Below are 19368 nucleotides of genomic sequence, written 5' to 3' on the forward strand. Positions count from 1 at the left end.
CGGTTACATTGGGTCCTTCAGTTACCGATTCACCGCGCGTCTTGGGTCGCCGCGCCATTTCCGTTACAAGCCGCCGCCATGTTCAACGTCATCAACGTCTCCAAGGCCTATGGGCCCAAGAAGCTGTTCGAGGAGGTCAACGTCGCCTTCTCGCCGGGCCGCCGCTACGGCCTGACCGGTCCGAACGGGGCCGGCAAGTCCACGTTCATGAAGATCCTCGCGGGAGACGAGGAGCAGGACACGGGCGAGATCATCCGCCCCCGCAAGCTGGGCATCCTGCGCCAGGACCACTTCCGCTATGAGAACGACCGCGTCATCGACGTGGTGTTGATGGGCAACCGCCACCTGTGGGCGGCGATGGACGAGAAGAACAAGCTGCTCGCCAAGCCGGACATCACCGAGGAGGACGGCAACCGGCTGGGTGAGCTGGAAGGCGTCATCGCGGAAGAGGACGGCTACTCGGCGGAGAGCGACGCGGCCACGCTGCTGGCCGGCCTGGGCATCGAGGAGTCCTTCCACGAAGAGCCCATGCGGCAGCTGACGGGCGGCCTGAAGCTGCGCGTGCTGCTCGCGCAGGCGCTGTTCGGCAAGCCGGAGGGGCTGCTGCTCGACGAGCCCACGAACAACCTGGACATCGATTCCATCCGCTGGCTGGAGAACTTCCTGCATGTGTACGAGGGCGTGCTGATCACCATCAGCCACGACCGGCACTTCCTGAACTCCATCTGCACGCACATCGCGGACATCGATTACGAGACCATCATCCAGTACACGGGTGGTTACGACGACATGGTCCGGCAGAAGTCGCAGCTGCGGACCCGGGTCGAGTCCGAGACGGCGGAGAAGAAGAAGAAGATCGCCCAGCTGCAGGACTTCGTGGCGCGCTTCCACGCCGGTACGCGCGCGTCGCAGGTGCAGAGCCGCATCAAGCAGATCGACAAGCTGAAGACGGAGGACTTGAAGCGCTCGAACATCGCGCGGCCGTTCATCCGGTTCGACCAGAAGGTGGTGAGCGGTCGTCAGACGCTGATGTTCGAGGGGCTGAAGAAGTCCTTCGACGGGCAGCAGGTCATCAAGCCGTTCACGGGTCTGGTCTGCAAAGGCGAGCGCATCTGCGTGATTGGCCGCAACGCCGTGGGCAAGTCCACGCTGGTGAAGATGCTGGCCGGGCAGCTGGAGCCGGACGCGGGGACCATCACCTGGGGCCACCAGGCGACGGTGGGCTACCTGCCGCAGGACCACCACGGCGTCATCCACAAGGGGACGACGTGCTTCGGCTACCTGCGGGAGATCAGCGAGAAGCTGACGAACGAGGAGATTTCCGGAGTGTTGGGCCGGATGCTCTTCTCGGGTGAGGAGCGGATGAAGGCGACGGACACGCTCTCCGGTGGTGAGACGGTGCGCGTGCTGTTGTCCAAGCTGATGATCACCCAGGACAACGTGTTGATCCTGGACGAGCCGACGAACCACCTGGACCTGGAGTCCATCGCGGCGCTGGCGGAAGGCCTGTCGAAGTTCGACGGCACGGTCATCTGCGTGACCCACGACCAGGAGCTCATCTCCGAGGTCGCGACCCGCATCTGGAGCCTGGAGGCGGGCAAGGAAGTGCTCGACTTCAACGGGCCCTACTCCGAGTTCATGGAGAAGCACGCGGACGCGGCGCTCAAGCGCCGGTAGTCAGCACAGCAAGACGAGGCAGTGCGAACGCCGCCCGTTTCCGGTCCTCCGGAAGCGAGGCGGCGTTTTCGTGGGTGGACCCGCACAGCCGGACGCAACTCAATCGGGCATATCTGTTACGCATTCAGCGCAGACTTGATGACATACAAATCAACAACATCAAGCCCACCAACACCCGCCAAATCCATAGAACCCAACCTTGCCATCGCCTCGCTTTTCCCAGTCACAATTCCAATGTACGGCTGAAGACGTTCAGCTAGCGGGATTGGGATTCCGGCCTCATCAAGCTCCTTCATCCACTGCGGGCGAAACCAGTTCTCCAAGGAAGAAACAAACAAGCCATACGAAACCTGCGCTTCCGGCTTAGCGTGCGCGACAAGAGCCTCGATCGCCGCAACCGCACGCGGGAAAGCAAACTCACAGGCCTGCAAAAACTGAAATGCAGCATCAAGCCCCTTCTCCCTGTCTTCCGGATGAAACGTCCTCACAAACCACTCCAAGAACGAACGAAACTGCCTTAGTTTCTGCAACTGATTCCACGCCCAAGCTACTTGCGCACCAGTATGAAGCCCCGGTGGCTGCTTTCTCCCATGCACCACAACCAGCGCAAGCTCAGCAATTACCTTTTTCTGTTCGTAATCCGGAAGCCGCGCCCAGATAAGTTTTTCAGGTTCAACCCTAAGCACATCCTTCACTCGTTCAAAGACTTTAAGCAGCAACTCAACACCTATCGCACCATGCTCCCGCAGAATCGTCTCTGACAGGCCGGTCACCGCAGGCAGGTTTCGCTGACGTTCCTGCCCCGCAGGGGACAACGACTCTCTATCCACATTCATAACAAGGAAGTCTGTTGATCCACCTGGATCAGAAAAAACAGGAACATCAACACTTGTCTCAACTTCATCCGGAGGCTCATGGTAAAGATACGCATTTCCAATAAAATGACGCATCATTCGACCGACGCGGCCACGAATATTTGCAAATGAGAAGAAATCAAAATCGTCGCGATTTATCTTCTTGTCGTAAACAAACACATTGGCCGCCGATGTGTTAACACCCTCAATCAGCGTCGACGTGCAGATCAACACCTTAATCTGGCCTCGATCAAACAACTGAACAAACAACTGCCCTAATGCTCGCGGGATGCGGCCATGATGAACTACGACTCCATGCCTGCACCCATCCGCCACGACCCAGCCAGGGTGATAGTTACGCTCGATCCAGTCCCCAAATTGGCTTGACAGCTTCGACGGGTAACTAATTCCAGACTGAACAATCTCACCCATAATCTTCTCGGCCGACGGCGGCGAGGCGGTAAACACCAACGAACTCTGTGCTCCTACTGCGGCCACATCGGCCAAGAATGCGGCAAGACGCCCACTCGAGGTGCGCCTGTCAATAATATTCACAGTAACGGTTCTGTAGTCCGTTTTAATAAATCTGAAATTTCCGTTCCATTGCTGGCCAAGTTCTATCGCTTGAATATGAGGCCCTGCCATAAAGCACTGCCTCGCCCTAGGCAGTGCCCTGTAGAGCGCAAGATTTAGCGTTTCAAACCGAGCATCCTGTCGATCGGGATCGAGCTTATAAAACTCATCGACAAACAGCAGATCTATGTCGCCAACATCGTCACGTTGCAAGAATCTCTCTTGCGTGAGCACAAAAACAACCGAACGCCCCTCTTTTCTTGAGTCGCTCGCAGACGTCAAGACGTCGTAATCCGACCCAAACCTAGATATCAGCCGCCGCCTAGCCTCATCAATCAACGCAATAGTTGGAAGAATCATGACCACGGTGTGTGGGCGCGATCGAGCCAGCAGAGCATCAACTAACAAACTCTTTCCAAAACTGGTCGGCGCACTCAGGATTACATTGTCGCCGGCCAGCAGCCATAGAAGCACCTGCATCTGCTTCGAGTGCAGATAGACCTTCTCATGAAGATCGACGGCATGCGCCTCGATTACTGCTCGGGTCAGATGGCCAAAATTCGCTGGATCAATATAAGGGTAAAGGCCGCACTCCTCAGCCAAATACTCAATCGCGTCCTTGCACCCATCCGGCACCTGACCCACTCTTCGCGCCTCAAGCAGCCTTATAGCGATTTCGAGCGCCCCGTCTGACTCTCGGTCCGAATCACTCAAGTCAGAGCCAGCCATAAATATGGCGTCGAACACATCATCCGCCGTCAACTTTTCGGACGAACCCAGCTTCCGCAGCCGCTCAAGAATGCTCATAAGAATGGCACCAGCATCTTGTCGAAGCTATCCACAACATCTTTCTTTTTGCCAAGCGGGACAAAAATCAGCTGAAATCTGAAGGCCAAATTTCCTATCTTCTCAGCAAAATACCCCCTCAGATCGGCAACTTCCTTCGCCAACTGATTAACGTACGTATCCGAAACTTCATCAAACGCCTCTACAGATGCACTCTCATAGGCCACCAAGACCGGAAACACTGCCATCTTAAGAAGCTTGTCTCCAGATGTCTGAGACTTGAACAACTGCAATACAGCCTCTCTGTGCGGAATTCCCTGCCCGACGTGCCCCAACACCATTGTCTTCTCGGCAACAAGAAAGCTCGGAAGTATGTGACTCCGAATCGATTCAACCGCGTCGCGGATTGCTTTTTTAGCGTCGCCGTAGAACTTCGATTCACCAAGCCAGAGTTCAAACCCCTCTCCTCTTGACACGACATGAATTCCATCAAACCCCTTTACGGTGTCGTTCGATGAACTCTTAAGCAACAGTTTGCACAAGACAGGCACAGTCTTGAAGTGCAACACACAAGCCAGATGCAGCAACAACTCCCCCAACTCGCCTCGGCTTTCAGTCTTTTGCGTATTGTAGATATGTGCGGCGGCTAGCCGTAGCATCTCAACGAAGTTGTGCGTTCCAAACGAAAGCTGGTGCTCTTGATTGAGCGCCGCATAAGGCAGCCACTGGAACAAGTGGTCTGCAAGTCGAGCACTTCGCCACAATCCTCCCTCATACCCAGCACACAAACCAGTTAGAGGGAAAGGAAGATCGAGATGTTCGACTCTCACTTCCAAGAATGGATCAGGATACTTTACCGGCATGAGATAGCCATTCCAGGCAAACAAATCCCGCCAAACACAGCATCTGCCGTTGTGCGGGAGCAATAGTTTCCAAAACAAAATCCTGGATATGCCGGAACGCTGAAAACGCCGCTAACCAATAAGCAACAGACTCTATTTTCGGCACAGACCATATGGGCGAGTTCCCCAAGAAGCTAACCACACTATGCGTTCCGGCGGCCAAGGCTGGAGCGAAGGATATCGGCACACCTGAATGAGGAGTTCCGATGGCTCAGTTCTCCCCTATGCTCTCTTTCTGCGCGCAGTTCGGCAAGGCCTACAAAATCCTGTTCGTTCTGCTAGCGTTGGTCCCACTCCGCACTGACCCAGGTCCTATTCTGGCAGACCAGTTCGTGGGTACATGAAGCAGTGAGCGCATCGCTGGTCCTCAACTCCGAAGTGAATTGATTTTGGACCGGAATGGAGGCGTTTGGCGCGCGCCCATTGCGAGCTTCAATATTCGGCCCGGGTCCAAGATCCCAGAAGCCGGACGCGACAGGGCGCGAGACGTCAGTGGGTATGATGCACGGCTATGTATCCGACACGCCGTCTTCTGGCCCGTGGACAGTGGTTATTCGATCTCAGACCGCATCGGCTCATCGTCTTCCACGGTGCCGAAGGCGTGCGCCGGGAGGTCAGCGGAGACGTTCCGAATCCTCCGTCCGCGCCCGTGGTGCTCGCCGCGCTCGACGAGGCAAAGGACATCTGGGTGGGAGGCGGGGATCGGCGAGTCTTCTCCGTGGGTGCCGGCGCGAGCGCTCCCGCCCAGGCCTTTCCGCGGGAGTGCTTCGATCTCACCTCCGATGGGGACCGGCTCGTTGGAACGGTAGTGGACGGCGCGCTCAAGCTGACCACCCTCTTCACGACCGATGAGTCCGGGCAGCGATGGGAGCCCATGACCTTGCCCAAGCCCGTGACCGCAACGCACGGATATGGGTACTCCGAGGGGCGCCCTCCCCGTCAGTCCCCGGATGGAGCGGTCCTCGATACGAGCCCATTTGGCATCACCGTCGTGGAGAAGGGCCGGGGCCGCGTCTACGTGCTCCGCGCGGGGGCGGCTCAACCGGAGGGAGCGCTCCAGGTGGAGCCGGGCCATGAGCAAGACATCTGGCGAGCCCAGGCCACTCCACACGGCGTGCTCCTCCTGCTCGTCATCAACTACCGCCAGACAGCGCTCCTCCACTTCGCGCTCGACGGCACCCTGCTCGGCTCCATCCCGGAACAGGATGGTGATGACGATGAGGAAGAGGAACAAACCTGGGGCGGTGCCGGTGTGTGTGTCCTCGACGCGGACCGGGCGCTCCTCTTTGTCCAGGACAAGATCCTCCTGGTGTCCCTGCCCGGGCTCCAGGTGCTGGAAACGCTCGCGGGGGAGTGGCCCCACTTCGTGTCCGTGACGCCCGCGGGGCCTGACCGGTGGTGGGTGGGCGCCGAGGACAGTGACGCGCTCTTCCTGCTCACCGCCGAGCCTGGACACCCCTTGCACCTCCATGCCTCGAACCGTCCGGTGAGCCCGGGCGCGCCGCTCATGCACGTGGGCTACAAGACTCCCGCGATCCACTGGACCGAGCACTCCTCGGCGCCGCTGACCGTGTCCGCGCCCGTGACCGAGACCTAGCGGGCGGTGGTGCGCAATGACGGGACCGCGTGTGAGGCGGTGCGGATCCGCGTGTCCGGAGTGCTCGTCGGCGCTCGCGTGGTGGACGTGAGCGTGCGGTATCGCGGCCAGCCCCTCCCTATGGTGGAGGAGCAGCGCGTGAACGTCGTGGGGGTTATCGCCGGACTGGAGGGAGGGGCCACCGCGGAGCTGGAGGTGACCTTCAAGCCCCGGAGCGAGGGCTCAGGACCGCTGACCATCACTGTCGAGCCATGCACCTGGCAGTCGCAGGGCAAAGAGTGGCAGTGGGACAAAGAGGAGTCTCGCGTCCTCGCGGTGACGGGCCATCCGGCATCCGCCCAGTTCCCGCTCACGGTGGAGTAGCGCGAACCGCGCTCCCCGTCTTCGATCAGCTCATGACGGGCGAGGGCTGGAATCGTCGCTCGCGGTGACCTGCTGGACGAACTGGGCCAGCTGCCGCGAGGTCACCGGCTCCCCCTCCGAGAGGATGAAGTCCTCCAGGTCCTTCCGGAACGCGTGGCAATCCGGGTAGCGCTGCTCCCGCTCCTTCGCGAGCGCCCGGGCGAGGATGGCTCGAAGGGCATCGGGCAGGTCTGGCCGGTGCTGCTCGGCGGGCACGAGGGGCTCGAACAAGGCGGCCTTAAACAAGCCCCCGTCGGGCGTGGAATCAAAGGGCCTGCGCGTGGTGAGCAACTCGTAGAGCGCCACACCGAGCGCGTATACGTCCACCCGCCGATCCACCGGCACGCCCCTGGCCTCCTCGGTCGCCATGTACCTGTACTTGCTCAGGTTGGGGATGAGGTATCGGGGCTCCCATCGATCCCGGAAATCGTCGATGCCGAAGTCCACCACCTGGGTCGTCCCCTGGCGCGACAGGAGGATGTTGTACGGCCGGATGTGTCGGTGGATGAGCCTCAGCGGCTCGTGCGTTTCTGGGTCGGTGAGGTCGTGGGCATAGGCGAGCCCCTCGCAGGCTTGCGAGATGATGCGCGCGCACAGGGTCGCCGGCAGGGTCATCCGCTGGGCCGCCACGTGCTGGATCACCCTGCGCAGGCTGGGCCCATCGATGTGCTCCCTCGCGAGGAAGTACGTGCCGTCCGCCTTACCCACGTCGAAGACCTTCACGAGGTGCGGGTGCGTGAGCCGGGCGGCGGCCCTCGCCGTGTCGAGGAAGATCTCCGGGAAATCCACCAGCTCGGCCATGTCCGTGCGGAGGCACTGGAGCACCAGCGTCTTCTCGATGCCCCGCGGGCCGGCGGCACTGGCCAGATAGTCCTCGATGATGCCTTCAGCGAGCAGGCGGATGCGCTGGTATTTACCGACGTGCGATGTCACGGGGCGTATGAATAGCAGACCAGGACCCGGTATCGCTTCCTGGGGCTTGTACCGCAGCCGCTCCCGCCGGCCCTGACCCTCGCTCAATCGCGGTCCGGCGCGCCCAGCGGGAAGAGCGGCCGGTACGGCCTCCCTCCATCCACCGCGCGGGCAACGGACGGACGCGCGAGCAACCTCGCGCGATAGGCGCGCAGTTGGGGACACGACTCGGGAATCCGGTGCGTCCAGTCCGCGTAGAACAGCGACGGCGCCGCCGCACAGTCCGCCAGCGTGAAGTCGTTGCCCACGGCCCAGGTCCGGCCCCCCAGCTGCCCTTCAATCCAGCCGTAGGCGCGCTCCAGCTTCTCCACCGCCAGCGTCATCCCGTCCTGGCGCTTCACCGGGTCCCCCGTCAGCGCTCCGTTCACTGCGTGCTGGACCATGTTCATGACGTGCAGGTCGAAGAAGCGGTCGAGGAACCGTACGTCCAGCGCTGCCATCGGATCCTCGGGCAGCAGGCACACCGGGCCGGGATGCTTCAGCTGGAGATACTCGATGATGATGCTCGTCTCGACGACCTGACGGTCACCGTCCACCAGCAGCGGGAACTTGCGCAGCGGCCAGCGGCGCAGCCATTCGGCTGAATGCTCCGGCGTCTCCGGGCTGATGCTCCGAAACTCGAAGGGCGTGCCGTTCTCATACAGCGCGATGAGCACCTTCTGCGTGTACGAGGAGAAATAGTGACCGTAGACCGCGAGCGACATCGTAAGACCCTTCCTTTTGACCACTTGCGTTTCGCAATGGGTTGAACCGTATTCAAACCACTTGCATACTGCAAGGAGCATGGCCATGCCGCAGACAGGGCGCTCCGGCTGCCCCATCAACCTGACGCTCGAACAGCTCGGCGACCGTTGGAGCCTGATCGTCATCCGCGACGTCATGTTCGGGAACCGGCGCAGCTACGGCGACCTGCTCTCGCAGAGCGAGGAAGGCATCGCCTCCAACATCCTCGCGGACCGGCTCAAGCGCCTGACCGCGTCCGGCCTGCTGTCGCGACGCCCGGATCCGAAGCACCAGCAGAAAGGCATCTACAGCCTCACGGAGGCGTCCATCCAGCTGGTGCCCCTGCTCGCGCACATGGGGGCCTGGGGCCGCCGGCACACACAGGTGAGCGAGGAGCTGTCGGTGCGCGCGGAGCTGCTCGAAAAGGGCGGCCCGCCGCTCTGGGACGCGTTCATGGAGGAGCTGCGCCACCTGCACCTGGACGCGCCTCGCCCTACCCGCTCGGTGTTCCGCGAGCTTCAGGCTGCCTATGAGAAGGCCGTCGCGCGCAAGGCCCGGGACTGAAGGTCCTGAAGCGGGTAGCGTTCACCGCGCTCATGAAAGTCCTCGGCGGTTGGATGTTCATCCTGATGTGCGCGCTGTGGCTCCCCGCCTGCGGTCCCTACGACTGCACCCCGGAGAACTGCGCGGACGGCTGCTGCTCCTCGTTCAACGAGTGCATCTCGTTCCGGAGCGACTCGGAATGCGGCCCCAATGGCAGCGCCTGTGCACCCTGCGCGGAAGGCAGTGTCTGCCGGCTCGACCAGCACACCTGCTACGTGGGCGTGATGCGCACCTATATCCAGCCCCGGTACGCCACCATCGCGGACGTCGACCCGGACACGGGCGAGGACTGGGACTCCGACGGCTCTCCTCCGGACGTCGTCGTGGAGATGAACTGCCCCTCCGCACCTGAACGCACCCGCACCGAGGAAGACGAGAGCTGGGACCCCGAATGGCGCACCGGCGGCTGCCAGGTCATCACGTCCAACCTGCTGCGCTACCCGCTCGAAATCTCCATCTTCGACAACGACGACTTCACCTTCGATGACGAGTTCGGCGGCCTCTCCTACCAGGTCACCCGCGCGGACCTGAACCGGGGCCGCATCGAGCTCTCCATCACGCCCATCGTGAAGACGCTCGTGTTCGACCTGAGCCACAACTACGCGCCGCAATGAGGCTGTAACCGCTCCCCCGCCCCCGGCGTAGTCCCGACCATGCGCGCCCACCTCCTGCCGCTCATGGTCCTGTTCGCCGCCGCCTGTGGTCCCTCCTCCTCCGTGGACGAGGGGCTCGGCGTCGTCCAGGGCATCGACACGTCCGAGACCGGCATCACCGCCTTCGTCCGCTCGGGCCAGTACACCTCCTGGCTCGCGGAGCCCTCGGTCCACGACACGCGCGCTCCGCACGGCAGCAAGGTCCGCGTGTTCTTCAACGACGTCGTCGCGCAGTCGCTTCGCGACGGCAACGCCACGCACCCCGTGGGCAGCATCCTGGTGAAGGAGCTCTTCGAGGACGACGGGAAGACGCTCCGGGGCCACGCGCTGGACGTGAAGGTCTCGGAAGGCCCCGGCAAGGACACGTGGATCTTCTACGAGGGCTTCGGCCCCGACTACACCCGGAACTACTACGGCCGCGCCCACTCGACCTGCCACGGCTGCCACTCGGACGGGGTGGACTACGTCACCTCCCCCCTGCCGTGAAAATGACGACGGGCGGCCCCCTTCCGAGGACCGCCCGCCGCTGAACGCCCTGTCTGCCCGGCCTACCGTGCCGCGGACTTGCGGCGCATCAGGAACACGCCCAGGCCCACGCCCGCGACCCACTTCGCCGCGGCGGCCAGCGGCGTCTTGCTCAGCGCCACCGGGCGGCTCTCGTACCGTGGCTGGGGCGGCACCGGACGGAAGTCCGTGGCGCCAGGGAGGCTCGCGCCCTGCTCCTCCGCCTCCGTCTTCGTCACGTTCGGTCCCGGCGCGTCCGGATCCCGCGAACCCGGCGCCTTCCCGTCCGGCGACTTGTGCTCGAGGATGCCGTTGATCTCCGCGCCCAGCAGCACGACCATGCAGGAGATCTGCATCCACAGCAGCATCACGATGACGCCGCCGATGGCGCCGTAGTTCACGTCGTACGAGCCGAAGTTCGCCACGTACTTCGAGAACCCCCACGAGGCGATCACCCAGATGACCACGCTCACCACCGACCCCGGCGTGATGAACTTGAACTTCTGCTTCACGTCCGGCAGCACGTAGTACAGCACCGCCAGCAGCAGCATCATCAGGATGCCCGCCACCGGCATGCGCAGCCACAGCACGATGCTGGTGAACGGCTCGCCCAGCCTGTTCGCGATCGCCGGCGTCACGATGGCGACGAGGGCCGCCAGCACCACCGTCACCGCCGTCCCCAGCGTCGTCAGCAGGGCGATGCCGCGCTTCTTCCAGAACGGACGCTTCTCCGTCACGCCGTAGACCGTGTTGAGCGCGTCCATCAGCGCCACCACACCGCCGGAGGCCGCCCAGATGGCGCCCACGCCACCGATCGTCAGCAACCCCACCGGATTGCTGCTCGCCAGCGCCTCCAGCCGCTCGCCCAGGATCTTCGTCACCTCCTGGGGCGCCACCTTCGACAGCTCCTGGATGAGCTGCTGCGCCTGGTGCGGATCAATCAACACACCGGCCAGTGACACGAGGAACAGCAGGAACGGGAACAGCGCCAGGATGGCGGAGAACGTCAGCGCGCCCGCGACGTTGCCCACGTTGTCGCGCCCCCACTCGTCCTTGAGGGACTTGAAGAACTCCTTCCAACTCATTCCCCTGCCGGGCAGGACCATGCGTCTCCTCCTTGGAGGAGATTGGGCATTCCATCCCCCGGCTGGCTTCCTCCCCCGGGGCGAGGCCTGCCCCCCTGCCTGCTCACCGCGCAGGAGGCACGGAATGACAAGCCCCCGCGCCACGCCTGCCCGGCCGCCCTTCGTGTCAGAAAACGGGCAGCACGGGCGCGTCCTTCAGCAGGGGCGCGCGCTGATCCTTCCCGGAAAGCAGGGGCTCCTTCACGGGCCAGGGAATGGCCAGGTCCGGATCATTCCAGGCAACGCTCCGCTCGGACTCCGGGGAGTACAGCGCGGTGCACTTGTAGAAGAAGTCCGCCGAGTCGCTCACCACGCAGAACCCGTGCGCGAAGCCCGGGGGCACCCAGAGCTGGTGCTTGTTCTCGCCCGTCAGCTCCGCGGCCACCCAGCGGCCGAACGTGGGCGACCCCTTGCGGATGTCCACCGCCACGTCCCACACCGCGCCCGCCAGGCACTGCACCAGCTTGCCCTGCGCGTTGGGCTCCTGGAAGTGCAGCCCTCGCAGCGTGCCCTTCACCGAGCGCGACAGGTTGTCCTGCACGAACGGACCGACCACGCCCACGTCCGCGTAGCGCTTCGCGTGGAAGGACTCGAGGAAGAAGCCCCGGTCGTCGCCGAACACCTTCGGCTCGATGAGCAGGACATCCGGAATCGCCAGCGGGGTCACCTTCACGACACCGCCCCCCGCTTCTCCACCAGGTCCAACAGGTACTGGCCGTACTCGTTCTTGCGCATGGGCTCCGCCAGCGCCGTCAGCCGCTGCTCGTCGATGTAGCCCATGCGGAAGGCGATCTCCTCCGGACAGGCCACCTTGAGGCCCTGACGGCGCTCGATGATCTCGATGTAGTTGGAGGCCTGCATCAGCGACTCGTGCGTGCCGGTGTCCAGCCACGCGTAGCCACGTCCCATCAGCTCCACGTTGAGCTGGCCGCGGCGCAGGTACTCGGCGTTGACGTCGGTGATTTCATACTCGCCGCGCTTGCCCGGCTTGAGGTTCGCCGCGATGTCGATGACCTGGTTGTCGTAGAAGTACAGACCGGTGACGGCGTAGTGCGACTTGGGCTTCGCCGGCTTCTCCTCGATGCTGACGGCCTTGTGCTGGGCGTTGAGCTCCACCACGCCGTAGCGCTCCGGATCCTTCACGTAGTAGCCGAACACCGTGGCGCCCTGCGTCCGCTTCGACGCGCGCTGGGTGAGCTCCCCCATGCCGTGGCCGTAGAAGATGTTGTCCCCCAGGATGAGCGACACGGGGTCGTTCCCCACGAAGTCCCGGCCGATGACGAACGCCTGCGCCAGGCCCTCCGGACGCGGCTGCTCGGCGTACTGGAAGCGCACGCCCCACTGCTCTCCGTCGCCCAACAGCTCGCGGAAGCGCGGCAGGTCCTGCGGCGTGGAGATGATGAGGATCTCCCGGATGCCCGCCAGCATCAGCGTCGTCAGCGGGTAGTAGATCATCGGCTTGTCGTAGACGGGCAACAGCTGCTTGCTCACCACGCGCGTCAGCGGGTACAGGCGCGTGCCCGAACCCCCGGCCAGAACGATTCCCTTCATGCGTTCTCCCCTGTGTTCCACGGCCCGGCCGCGAAACGGATGCGCGCGGCCCTGCCGCCACGCGCTCGATGCTCAACCGGCGCGGTGCGCCTTCCAGGCCGCGTGGAAGCGCGCCAGGGACTCCGCCAGCTCCAGCGGTTGGGCCTTCAGCTCCGCGCGCACCTTGTCCGTCTTGAGGCCGCTGCGCAGCGGACGGGGGCTTGCCAGCTTCAGGTCCGCCATCCGCGTGGGCGTGATCAGCGACGCGTCGAAGCCGAACACCTCGCAGAGCGCCCGGCCAAAGCCCACCCGGTCGATGACCGTGCCGCCGCAGGTGTTCCACACCCCGCCGAGCCGCCGCTCACCCAGCTCCACCAGCATGGCGGCCACGCTGTCCGCGAAGCTGGGGGACACCACCTGGTCCTCGAAGAGCTTCACGGGCTGGCCCTTCTCCAGGGCCCCCACCAGCCACGCTCCGAAGTTGGGACGCCCCGCCGCGGGCCAGCCGTACACCACCGCGGTGCGCGCGATGGCACAGCCCGGCGCGAAGACGCGCGCGGCCTGCTCGGCCATGTGCTTGGTCAGCGCGTAGACGCCGCGCGGGTTGGGCAGCGCGTCCTCGGAGTACGGCCCCGCGTCCCCGTCGAAGACGTAGTCCGTGGAGACGTGCACCAGGTGCGCGCCCGCGAGCTTCGCCGCCCGGGCCACCGCCGCCGTGGCGTGGACGTTCGCCGCGTAGGCCGCGTCCGGGTCCTTCTCACACGCGTCCACCTCCGTCATGGAGGCGGGGTGGATGAGGGCCTCCGGACGGGCCTGGGCGATGGCCGCGGCCACGTCCTGCTCGCGCGTGAGGTCCACCTCCACGTAGCCGTGCGTGCCGCCCGTGCGCCGGGGACCGCGCCCCAGCCCGACCACTTCGTGGCCGCGTTCGGTCAGCTGCGCGCAGACGCGGCTGCCCACCAGACCGTTGGCCCCCGTGACGAGAAAGCGCATGACGCTAACCCCGCCCCTGCAGACGGGCCTTGTACTGGGTGTCGAAGTACTGGCGGTAGGCGCCGCTGGTGACGCGCTCCCACCAGGCGCGGTTCTCCACGTACCAGGTCACCGTCTCCGCCAGCCCCTGCTCGAAGGTGTGCTTCGGCTGATAGCCCAGCTCCGTGCGGATCTTCGTGGGGTCGATGGCGTAGCGGCGGTCATGGCCGGGCCGGTCCGCCACGTACTGGATGAGGGACTCGGGCTTCTTCAGGAGGCCCAGGATGCCCTTGACGATCTCGATGTTGCGGCGCTCGGAGCCGCCGCCGATGTTGTAGACCTCGCCCGCGCGGCCCTTCTCCAGCGCCACCAGCAGGCCCTGGCAGTGGTCGTCCACGTGGAGCCAGTCGCGCACGTTGGCGCCGTCGCCGTAGACGGGCAGCGGCTTGTCGTGCAGCGCGTTCACCACCATCAGCGGGATGAGCTTCTCCGGGAACTGGTAGCGGCCGTAGTTGTTCGAGCAGCGCGTCACCACCACGTCCATCTTGAACGTGTGGTGGTAGGCCAGCGCGACCAGGTCCGAGGACGTCTTGGAGGCGGAGTACGGGCTGGAGGGCTGGAGCGGAGAGGTCTCCGTGAAGGCGCCCGTGGGGCCCAGCGAGCCGTAGACCTCGTCGGTGGAGACCATCAGGAAGCGCTTCACGCCCCGGGCGCGGCAGGCCTCCAGCAGCTGCTGGGTGCCCAGCACGTTGGTGTGGATGAACACCTCCGGGCCCAGGATGGAGCGGTCCACGTGGCTCTCGGCCGCCAGGTGCATCACCGCGTCGATGCCGTGCTGGACGATGAGGTGCTCCACCAGCTCCCGGTTGGCGATGTCACCGCGCACGAAGACGTGCCGCGGGTCACCTTCCAGGTCGGCGAGGGTCTCGAGGTTGCCCGCGTACGTGAGCTTGTCGAGGTTGACGATCTTCCAGTCGGGCCGCTCGCGGCGGAGGTACTTCACCAGGTTGGAGCCGATGAAGCCGCAGCCCCCTGTCACCAGGACGTTCATTGACACGCCACCACTCGTACTTCGGGAGAAAGCGCCCTCCGTAGCGGAGGGACGGATCCCCGTCAAGGCACGCGCGCGCCCACTTGTGGCCGGTGCGGGCCAGGGGTAAATGCCTTGCCCAACGTGAGCCTCTGGAACAGCAAGCGAGGGACCGCGTCCTCGAGCGCCGGAGCGGTCCACCAGCTCGTACCGCGGCTGGCCTGGGGCGACGCCGTGGGCAACCAGGTGCGCTACCTGCGCGACCTCCTGCGCGGCTGGGGGTACGCGTCGGAGATCTACGCGGAGCAGTGGGACGAGGCGTGCCGGGACGACGTGCGCCCCGCGCTCGAATACGCGCGCGACGCGGGCCGGGACACGGCGCTGCTCGTCCACCACAGCTTCGAGTCGCGGCTGGTGCCGCTCGTCGCCAAGGCGAAGGGGCGCAAGGCGCTGCTGTACCACAACGTCACTCCCGAGCGGTTCTTCGAGGGGACGGACCGCCACGTCGCCCGCGGCTGCATGCTGGCGCGCGATGAGCTGCTCCAGCTGCGCGAGCACGTGACGCACGCCTGGGCGTACTCGCACTTCAGCGTGGAGGAGCTGTCCGCCGCGGGGTACCCGGACGCGAGCGTCCTGCCCTTCGCGGTGGACTGGAACGCCTTCGACGTGCCGCCGGACGCGGCCCTGCGCGAGCAGGTGGAGGATGGGTGCTCCAACGTGCTCTTCGTGGGCCGCACCGTGCCCAGCAAGCGGCTGGAGGACGTGCTGCGCGTCTTCACCGCCTACCAGCGCCTGTACCAGCCCAAGAGCCGGCTGCTGGTGGCGGGGACGCTCTACAGCAGCGCGCCCTACGACGCGTCCGTGCTGGCGCTGCGCGAGCAGCTGGGCCCGGACCGCGTGGTGTTCCTGGGGCGGGTGGACGCCGCCCAGCTGTCCGCGTGCTTCGCCTCCGCCACCGCGTACCTCTCCATGAGCCGCCACGAGGGCTTCGGCGTGCCGCTGCTGGAGGCCATGTACCGGGGCGTGCCGGTGGTGGCCTACGGCGCCGCGGCGGTGCCGGAGACCATGGGCGGCGCGGGCCTCACCACCCTGTCGGACGACCCCGCGCAGGTGGCGGGGCTGCTGGCGGTGCTGGAGCGCGACCCCGCCCTGCGCGCGCGGGTGGTGGAGGCGCAGCGCCAGCGGCTGGCCTCCCTAAACCAGCAGTCCGTGGCCCAGCGCGTGCGCGAGGCGCTCATGCCCTTCCTCCAGGGGGACGCGCCCCCTCCCCGCCCGTCCGCCGCGTCCGCCGTCACGGTCGTGTGCCCGGGCTTCGACGCCGCGCCGGATGCGCCCATGTCCCGGTTGGCGCGCGCGGTGGTGGACCGGCTGCCGGACGCGAGCCTGTGGACGGTGCGCCGGCGGGTGCTGCCCTTGCAGCTGGCCCCGGGTGAAGAGCGCGAGGGTGTGACGCGGGTGCGGCGCTTCACGCCGGACGAGCCCACCTTCGGGCTGGACGGGGTCAGCCCGCCGTCGTCGTCCCTGGAGACGGGTGTGCGGTGCGCCTCCGGGCCGTTGCTGTTCGCGGGCGCGGGTGAAGAGGTGGCCCGGCGCACGGTGTCGCGGCTGCCGGCGGACCTGCGCGTCGCGGGCGTCTGGGAGCCCCGCCGCGCGCCGGACGCAGGGGTCCGCCAGGTCCTGGGAAAGAGGCTGTGGGAGCTCACCCCGGGGCGCGACCTGACGTCGCTGGCGGCGGAGCTGGCAAGAGAGCTGGACGTGGGAGGACACCCGCATGCGCGCTGAGGACCTCATCACCGACGACCCCACCGTGGAGGCGGTGCTGGAGTCCCTGGAGCGGCTGCCCACGCCCGAGCCCGAGAAGGTGGAGGCGCTGCGCCGGCGCCTCGCCGCCACCCAGACCCAGGCCACCAGCGCCGCGTGGCCCCCGTTCCTGGAGGGCGCGCGGCTGAAGCGCGACGCGCGCTACGCGGATCCGCCCTCGTCCCACCGGCCCCTGGTGGGGCCCGCGCTGGTGATGGCCAAGCGCGCCTTCCGGCTGGCGTTCCAGCCCTTCATCAACGAGGCGCTCCGGCGGCAGGTGGAGTTCAACGAGGCCATCCTGGATGCGCTCGCGCTCATCCACGAGCACCAGCGCGTCCAGGCGCGCACGCAGTCCCTGTGGCGCCAGGAGGTGGAGCGCCAGTTGGAGCAGCTGACCTCGCGCGTGCCTCCGGCCCCGCCGGAGCCCTCGCCTGAGCCCGCCGGGGAGCCCGCTCAGGAGCCGCCGCGCCGTGCGCCCTCGCGGCGCCGTGGCCGCTAGCCCTGCTGTCGGACACGTGACGGGGGATGCGGGGAAGCGGTAGGGTGCCGCCCCCTATGTCCGCCCCCTCCTGTCCCGCCTGCGCTTCGCCCTCGCTCCAACCGTCCTTCCAGGGGCCCCGGCTGGACGTGGAGACCTGCGAGCGCTGTGGCCACCGCGTGGCGAGCCACCGCGCGCCGCGCAACACCGCCGACTACCACGCGCAATACGACAGCGGCGGCTTCATGGACTCGCTGCGCGTCACGCGCCAGCGCCAGGCCCGGCGCATCGTCGAGCGCCTGCGCCGCCACGTCCCCCAGCCCTCGCGGCTCCTGGACTTCGGTGCGGGCCGGGCCTGGTTCCTGGAGGGCTGCCGCGAGGCGGGCGTGCAGGAGCTGTCCGGCGCGGACATCTCCGAGCTGTCCGTCAACCTGATGCGCGACGCGGGCATCCCCGCCATGCGCCTGCCCCTTCCCGAGGGCGGACAGTGGCACCTGCCCCTCCAGGACCTGCCCTTCCGTCCGCGCATCCTCACGCTGCTGGACGTGGTGGAGCACTTCCCGGGCGCGCACCTGACGGACATGGTGCGCCACCTCGTCACGCAGCTGGCGCCCGAGCTGGAGTGGGTGGTTCTGAAGGTGCCGGTGGCCAGCGGCCTGCTCTACCGCGTCTCCCGCGCCATGGCCGGCGTGGCCTCGCCGGGGCTGTTCGAGCAGCTCTACCAGGCGGGCACCTTTCCTCCGCACGAGAGCTACTTCACCCATGACTCCATGAAGGCCTTCCTCCCACGCGTGGGCCTGGAGCTCGTGGACGCCTTCGGGGATCTGGACTTCGAGGCCGACAGCCTGGCGGACCGGGCACACGCGCTGAAGCGGCTCCCCCGGCCGCTCGTCTCCCTGGCCGGCCAGGGGCTGGGCGCGGTGGCCCGGGGCCTGAGCCTGGAGGATGCGGGTATCTTCATCGCGCGCGTGAGCGGGAACCGGGCGTAGCGGGTTGTTCCCGCGTGCCGTGAAACGATAGAAGGCCCGGAAGACGCAGGAGGGGGCTGAATGGACACCCGACAGGGCCTCATCGTGTTGCTGGCCTTCAACGAAGAGGAGTGCATCGGCTCGACGGTGGCGGAGCTGCGCGAAGCGCTGCCGGAGTTCGACGTGCTCGTCGTGGACGACGGCTCCCGCGACGCCACGGCGCAGCGCGCGCGGGAGGGCGGTGCGCGGGTGCTCAGCCATCCCTTCAACCTGGGCGTCGCCGCGGGCGAGGCCAGCGGCCTGCTGTTCGCGTCCCGCAACGGGTACGAGCACGTCATCCGCATGGACGGCGACGGCCAGCATGATCCGGCGTCCGTGCCCGCGCTGCGCGAGGCGCTCCAGTCGGGCGTGGAGCTGGTCATCGGCAGCCGCTTCGCGGGCGTCACCAGCTTCCGCTCCACGTGGCTGCGCCGCTTCGGAAACCGGTTCCTCGCGGGGCTCCTGTCCTCGCTGAGCCGCCACCGCATCACCGACCCCACCTCCGGCTTCCGGGGCTTCGGTCCGCAGGCGATCCGCTTCTTCGCGCGCGTCCACCCGCACGACTACCCGGAGCCGGAGAGCGTGCTGATGGCGGCGCGGCAGGGCTTCGCCATCGCGGAGGTGCCGGTGCGCATGCGGCCGCGCCTCACCGGCACCAGCTCGCTGACGCCGTGGAAGTCGGCCTTCTACATGGCGAAGGTGTCCTTCGCCCTGCTCATGGAGCGGGTCCGTCCCGTCTGATTCCCATGTTTCGCTCCAGCCTCATTGGCGTGGCCTTCGCGGCCGCCTTCGCCTTCAGCGTCCTGTGGTCGGCCCGGGGCCGGCGCACCAGCGAGCGGCACACCTTCGCGTGGCTGCTGGTGGCGGTGGCCATCGGGGGCCTGTCGCTGTGGCGCCACGGCATCGACGCGCTGGCGACGGCGATGGGCATCTACTACGCCCCGTCCGCCCTCTTCTTCATCGCCCTGTCGTGCCTCATGTGGCTGGTGTACCGGCTGAGCCTCCAGGTGGCCGACCAGCGCCAGCAGCTCAAGCGGCTGGCCCAGGAGGTCGCCCTGCTCGCCTCCGCGGAGGCCGAGCGCGCCGCGCGTGGGCAGCCCCGTCCTGAAGCCCTCTCCCCCGCCGTCGCCGCCCGGCGCGACTCGCACGCCGTCTGAGGGCCCACCGGGCCCCCCCCGTCC

General features: G+C 66.0%; 20 protein-coding genes. 11 read left to right on the forward strand and 9 right to left on the reverse strand.

What is annotated here, in order from left to right; translation table 11 throughout:
- Positions 1-78: 78 nt before the first annotated feature.
- Positions 79-1677, forward strand: coding sequence for an ABC-F family ATP-binding cassette domain-containing protein (locus D7W82_RS29275; protein ID WP_120621488.1), 1599 nt, complete (start codon positions 79-81; stop codon positions 1675-1677).
- A 116-nt stretch (positions 1678-1793) separates the two neighbouring features.
- Here D7W82_RS29275 and D7W82_RS29280 read toward each other — a convergent pair whose 3' ends face one another.
- Together D7W82_RS29280 and D7W82_RS29285 are read right to left on the reverse strand one after the other, a co-directional pair.
- The gene (locus D7W82_RS29280) at positions 1794-3911 is read right to left on the reverse strand and encodes a DEAD/DEAH box helicase (protein WP_120621489.1); all 2118 of its coding nucleotides are present in this window, start codon (positions 3909-3911) and stop codon (positions 1794-1796) included.
- Positions 3908-4753, reverse strand: coding sequence for a DUF1837 domain-containing protein (locus tag D7W82_RS29285; protein WP_120621490.1), 846 nt, complete (start codon positions 4751-4753; stop codon positions 3908-3910). The genes D7W82_RS29280 and D7W82_RS29285 overlap by 4 nt, the downstream gene beginning before the upstream one ends.
- A gap of 550 nt (positions 4754-5303) precedes the next feature.
- Between D7W82_RS29285 and D7W82_RS29290 the strand changes: the two genes are divergently transcribed.
- Positions 5304-6389 carry a hypothetical protein gene (locus D7W82_RS29290; protein ID WP_147439615.1) on the forward strand — a complete coding sequence of 362 codons (1086 nt, stop codon included), beginning with the start codon at positions 5304-5306 and terminating at the stop codon, positions 6387-6389.
- A 9-nt stretch (positions 6390-6398) separates the two neighbouring features.
- Entirely contained in the window at positions 6399-6752 is a 354-nt protein-coding gene (locus tag D7W82_RS29295; protein ID WP_147439617.1) for a hypothetical protein, read from the forward strand.
- Between the two features lie 30 nt (positions 6753-6782).
- Here D7W82_RS29295 and D7W82_RS29300 read toward each other — a convergent pair whose 3' ends face one another.
- Both D7W82_RS29300 and D7W82_RS29305 read right to left on the reverse strand, forming a co-directional pair.
- On the reverse strand, positions 6783-7724 hold the full coding sequence (locus tag D7W82_RS29300; protein WP_120621506.1) for a serine/threonine-protein kinase: 942 nt from the start codon (positions 7722-7724) through the stop codon (positions 6783-6785).
- Positions 7725-7807: 83 nt separating this feature from the next.
- Positions 7808-8467 (reverse strand): glutathione S-transferase family protein, encoded by a 660-nt coding sequence (locus tag D7W82_RS29305; RefSeq protein WP_120621493.1) that lies wholly within the window; start codon positions 8465-8467, stop codon positions 7808-7810.
- A gap of 79 nt (positions 8468-8546) precedes the next feature.
- Between D7W82_RS29305 and D7W82_RS29310 the strand changes: the two genes are divergently transcribed.
- The 3 genes from D7W82_RS29310 to D7W82_RS29320 are packed head-to-tail and all read left to right on the forward strand — an operon-like array spanning position 8547 to position 10228.
- The gene (locus D7W82_RS29310; protein ID WP_120621494.1) at positions 8547-9050 is read left to right on the forward strand and encodes a helix-turn-helix domain-containing protein; all 504 of its coding nucleotides are present in this window, start codon (positions 8547-8549) and stop codon (positions 9048-9050) included.
- A gap of 32 nt (positions 9051-9082) precedes the next feature.
- Positions 9083-9703 carry a hypothetical protein gene (locus D7W82_RS29315; protein ID WP_147439618.1) on the forward strand — a complete coding sequence of 207 codons (621 nt, stop codon included), beginning with the start codon at positions 9083-9085 and terminating at the stop codon, positions 9701-9703.
- 39 nt (positions 9704-9742) lie between these two features.
- Complete coding sequence (locus D7W82_RS29320) at positions 9743-10228, forward strand: hypothetical protein (protein ID WP_120621496.1); 486 nt, start codon at positions 9743-9745, stop codon at positions 10226-10228.
- A 62-nt stretch (positions 10229-10290) separates the two neighbouring features.
- Here the strand turns inward: D7W82_RS29320 and D7W82_RS29325 are convergent, their stop codons facing one another.
- The 5 genes from D7W82_RS29325 to rfbB form a co-directional block, all read right to left on the reverse strand.
- Positions 10291-11352, reverse strand: coding sequence for a YihY/virulence factor BrkB family protein (locus D7W82_RS29325; RefSeq protein WP_120621497.1), 1062 nt, complete (start codon positions 11350-11352; stop codon positions 10291-10293).
- Positions 11353-11497: 145 nt separating this feature from the next.
- Positions 11498-12043 (reverse strand): dTDP-4-dehydrorhamnose 3,5-epimerase, encoded by a 546-nt coding sequence (gene rfbC / locus D7W82_RS29330; RefSeq protein ID WP_120621498.1) that lies wholly within the window; start codon positions 12041-12043, stop codon positions 11498-11500.
- Positions 12040-12921, reverse strand: coding sequence for a glucose-1-phosphate thymidylyltransferase RfbA (rfbA, locus tag D7W82_RS29335; RefSeq protein ID WP_120621499.1), 882 nt, complete (start codon positions 12919-12921; stop codon positions 12040-12042). The genes rfbC and rfbA overlap by 4 nt, the downstream gene beginning before the upstream one ends.
- Before the next feature lie 72 nt (positions 12922-12993).
- Positions 12994-13893: an SDR family oxidoreductase gene (locus D7W82_RS29340; protein WP_120621500.1), complete on the reverse strand. Its 900-nt coding sequence runs from the start codon at positions 13891-13893 to the stop codon at positions 12994-12996.
- A 4-nt stretch (positions 13894-13897) separates the two neighbouring features.
- Positions 13898-14923, reverse strand: a complete 1026-nt coding sequence (gene rfbB, locus D7W82_RS29345; RefSeq protein ID WP_014397618.1) for a dTDP-glucose 4,6-dehydratase — start codon at positions 14921-14923, stop codon at positions 13898-13900.
- A 123-nt stretch (positions 14924-15046) separates the two neighbouring features.
- On the opposite strand from rfbB, the gene D7W82_RS29350 reads away from it, so the two are divergent.
- Genes D7W82_RS29350 through D7W82_RS29370 form a run of 5 tightly spaced genes read left to right on the forward strand, consistent with a single transcriptional unit; the run spans position 15047 to position 19344 of the window.
- Entirely contained in the window at positions 15047-16684 is a 1638-nt protein-coding gene (locus tag D7W82_RS29350; RefSeq protein WP_233588004.1) for a glycosyltransferase, read from the forward strand.
- A complete protein-coding gene (locus D7W82_RS29355; RefSeq protein ID WP_120621502.1) occupies positions 16674-17201 on the forward strand; it encodes a hypothetical protein in 528 nt (175 codons plus the stop codon). Before D7W82_RS29350 ends, D7W82_RS29355 begins: the two co-directional genes overlap by 11 nt.
- Positions 17202-17257: 56 nt before the next feature.
- On the forward strand, positions 17258-18169 hold the full coding sequence (locus D7W82_RS29360; protein WP_158617752.1) for a bifunctional 2-polyprenyl-6-hydroxyphenol methylase/3-demethylubiquinol 3-O-methyltransferase UbiG: 912 nt from the start codon (positions 17258-17260) through the stop codon (positions 18167-18169).
- Positions 18170-18229: 60 nt separating this feature from the next.
- A complete protein-coding gene (locus D7W82_RS29365) occupies positions 18230-18928 on the forward strand; it encodes a glycosyltransferase family 2 protein (RefSeq protein WP_120621504.1) in 699 nt (232 codons plus the stop codon).
- Between the two features lie 5 nt (positions 18929-18933).
- The gene (locus D7W82_RS29370) at positions 18934-19344 is read left to right on the forward strand and encodes a DUF2304 domain-containing protein (RefSeq protein WP_120621505.1); all 411 of its coding nucleotides are present in this window, start codon (positions 18934-18936) and stop codon (positions 19342-19344) included.
- Positions 19345-19368 lie beyond the last annotated feature (24 nt).

The organism is Corallococcus sp. CA049B (genome assembly GCF_003611685.1).
Classification (GTDB): domain Bacteria; phylum Myxococcota; class Myxococcia; order Myxococcales; family Myxococcaceae; genus Corallococcus; species Corallococcus coralloides.

Bases quoted from the DNA above. Each gene is read 5' to 3' on its own strand.
- D7W82_RS29275 (WP_120621488.1), top strand. From the start codon at position 79: ATGTTCAACGTCATCAACGTCTCCAAGGCCTATGGGCCCAAGAAGCTG.
- D7W82_RS29280 (WP_120621489.1), bottom strand. From the start codon at position 3,911: ATGAGCATTCTTGAGCGGCTGCGGAAGCTGGGTTCGTCCGAAAAGTTG.
- D7W82_RS29285 (WP_120621490.1), bottom strand. From the start codon at position 4,753: ATGCCGGTAAAGTATCCTGATCCATTCTTGGAAGTGAGAGTCGAACAT.
- D7W82_RS29290 (WP_147439615.1), top strand. From the start codon at position 5,304: ATGTATCCGACACGCCGTCTTCTGGCCCGTGGACAGTGGTTATTCGAT.
- D7W82_RS29305 (WP_120621493.1), bottom strand. From the start codon at position 8,467: ATGTCGCTCGCGGTCTACGGTCACTATTTCTCCTCGTACACGCAGAAG.
- D7W82_RS29310 (WP_120621494.1), top strand. From the start codon at position 8,547: ATGGCCATGCCGCAGACAGGGCGCTCCGGCTGCCCCATCAACCTGACG.
- D7W82_RS29315 (WP_147439618.1), top strand. From the start codon at position 9,083: ATGAAAGTCCTCGGCGGTTGGATGTTCATCCTGATGTGCGCGCTGTGG.
- D7W82_RS29320 (WP_120621496.1), top strand. From the start codon at position 9,743: ATGCGCGCCCACCTCCTGCCGCTCATGGTCCTGTTCGCCGCCGCCTGT.
- D7W82_RS29325 (WP_120621497.1), bottom strand. From the start codon at position 11,352: ATGGTCCTGCCCGGCAGGGGAATGAGTTGGAAGGAGTTCTTCAAGTCC.
- rfbA (WP_120621499.1), bottom strand. From the start codon at position 12,921: ATGAAGGGAATCGTTCTGGCCGGGGGTTCGGGCACGCGCCTGTACCCG.
- D7W82_RS29340 (WP_120621500.1), bottom strand. From the start codon at position 13,893: ATGCGCTTTCTCGTCACGGGGGCCAACGGTCTGGTGGGCAGCCGCGTC.
- rfbB (WP_014397618.1), bottom strand. From the start codon at position 14,923: ATGAACGTCCTGGTGACAGGGGGCTGCGGCTTCATCGGCTCCAACCTG.
- D7W82_RS29355 (WP_120621502.1), top strand. From the start codon at position 16,674: ATGCGCGCTGAGGACCTCATCACCGACGACCCCACCGTGGAGGCGGTG.
- D7W82_RS29360 (WP_158617752.1), top strand. From the start codon at position 17,258: ATGTCCGCCCCCTCCTGTCCCGCCTGCGCTTCGCCCTCGCTCCAACCG.
- D7W82_RS29365 (WP_120621504.1), top strand. From the start codon at position 18,230: ATGGACACCCGACAGGGCCTCATCGTGTTGCTGGCCTTCAACGAAGAG.
- D7W82_RS29370 (WP_120621505.1), top strand. From the start codon at position 18,934: ATGTTTCGCTCCAGCCTCATTGGCGTGGCCTTCGCGGCCGCCTTCGCC.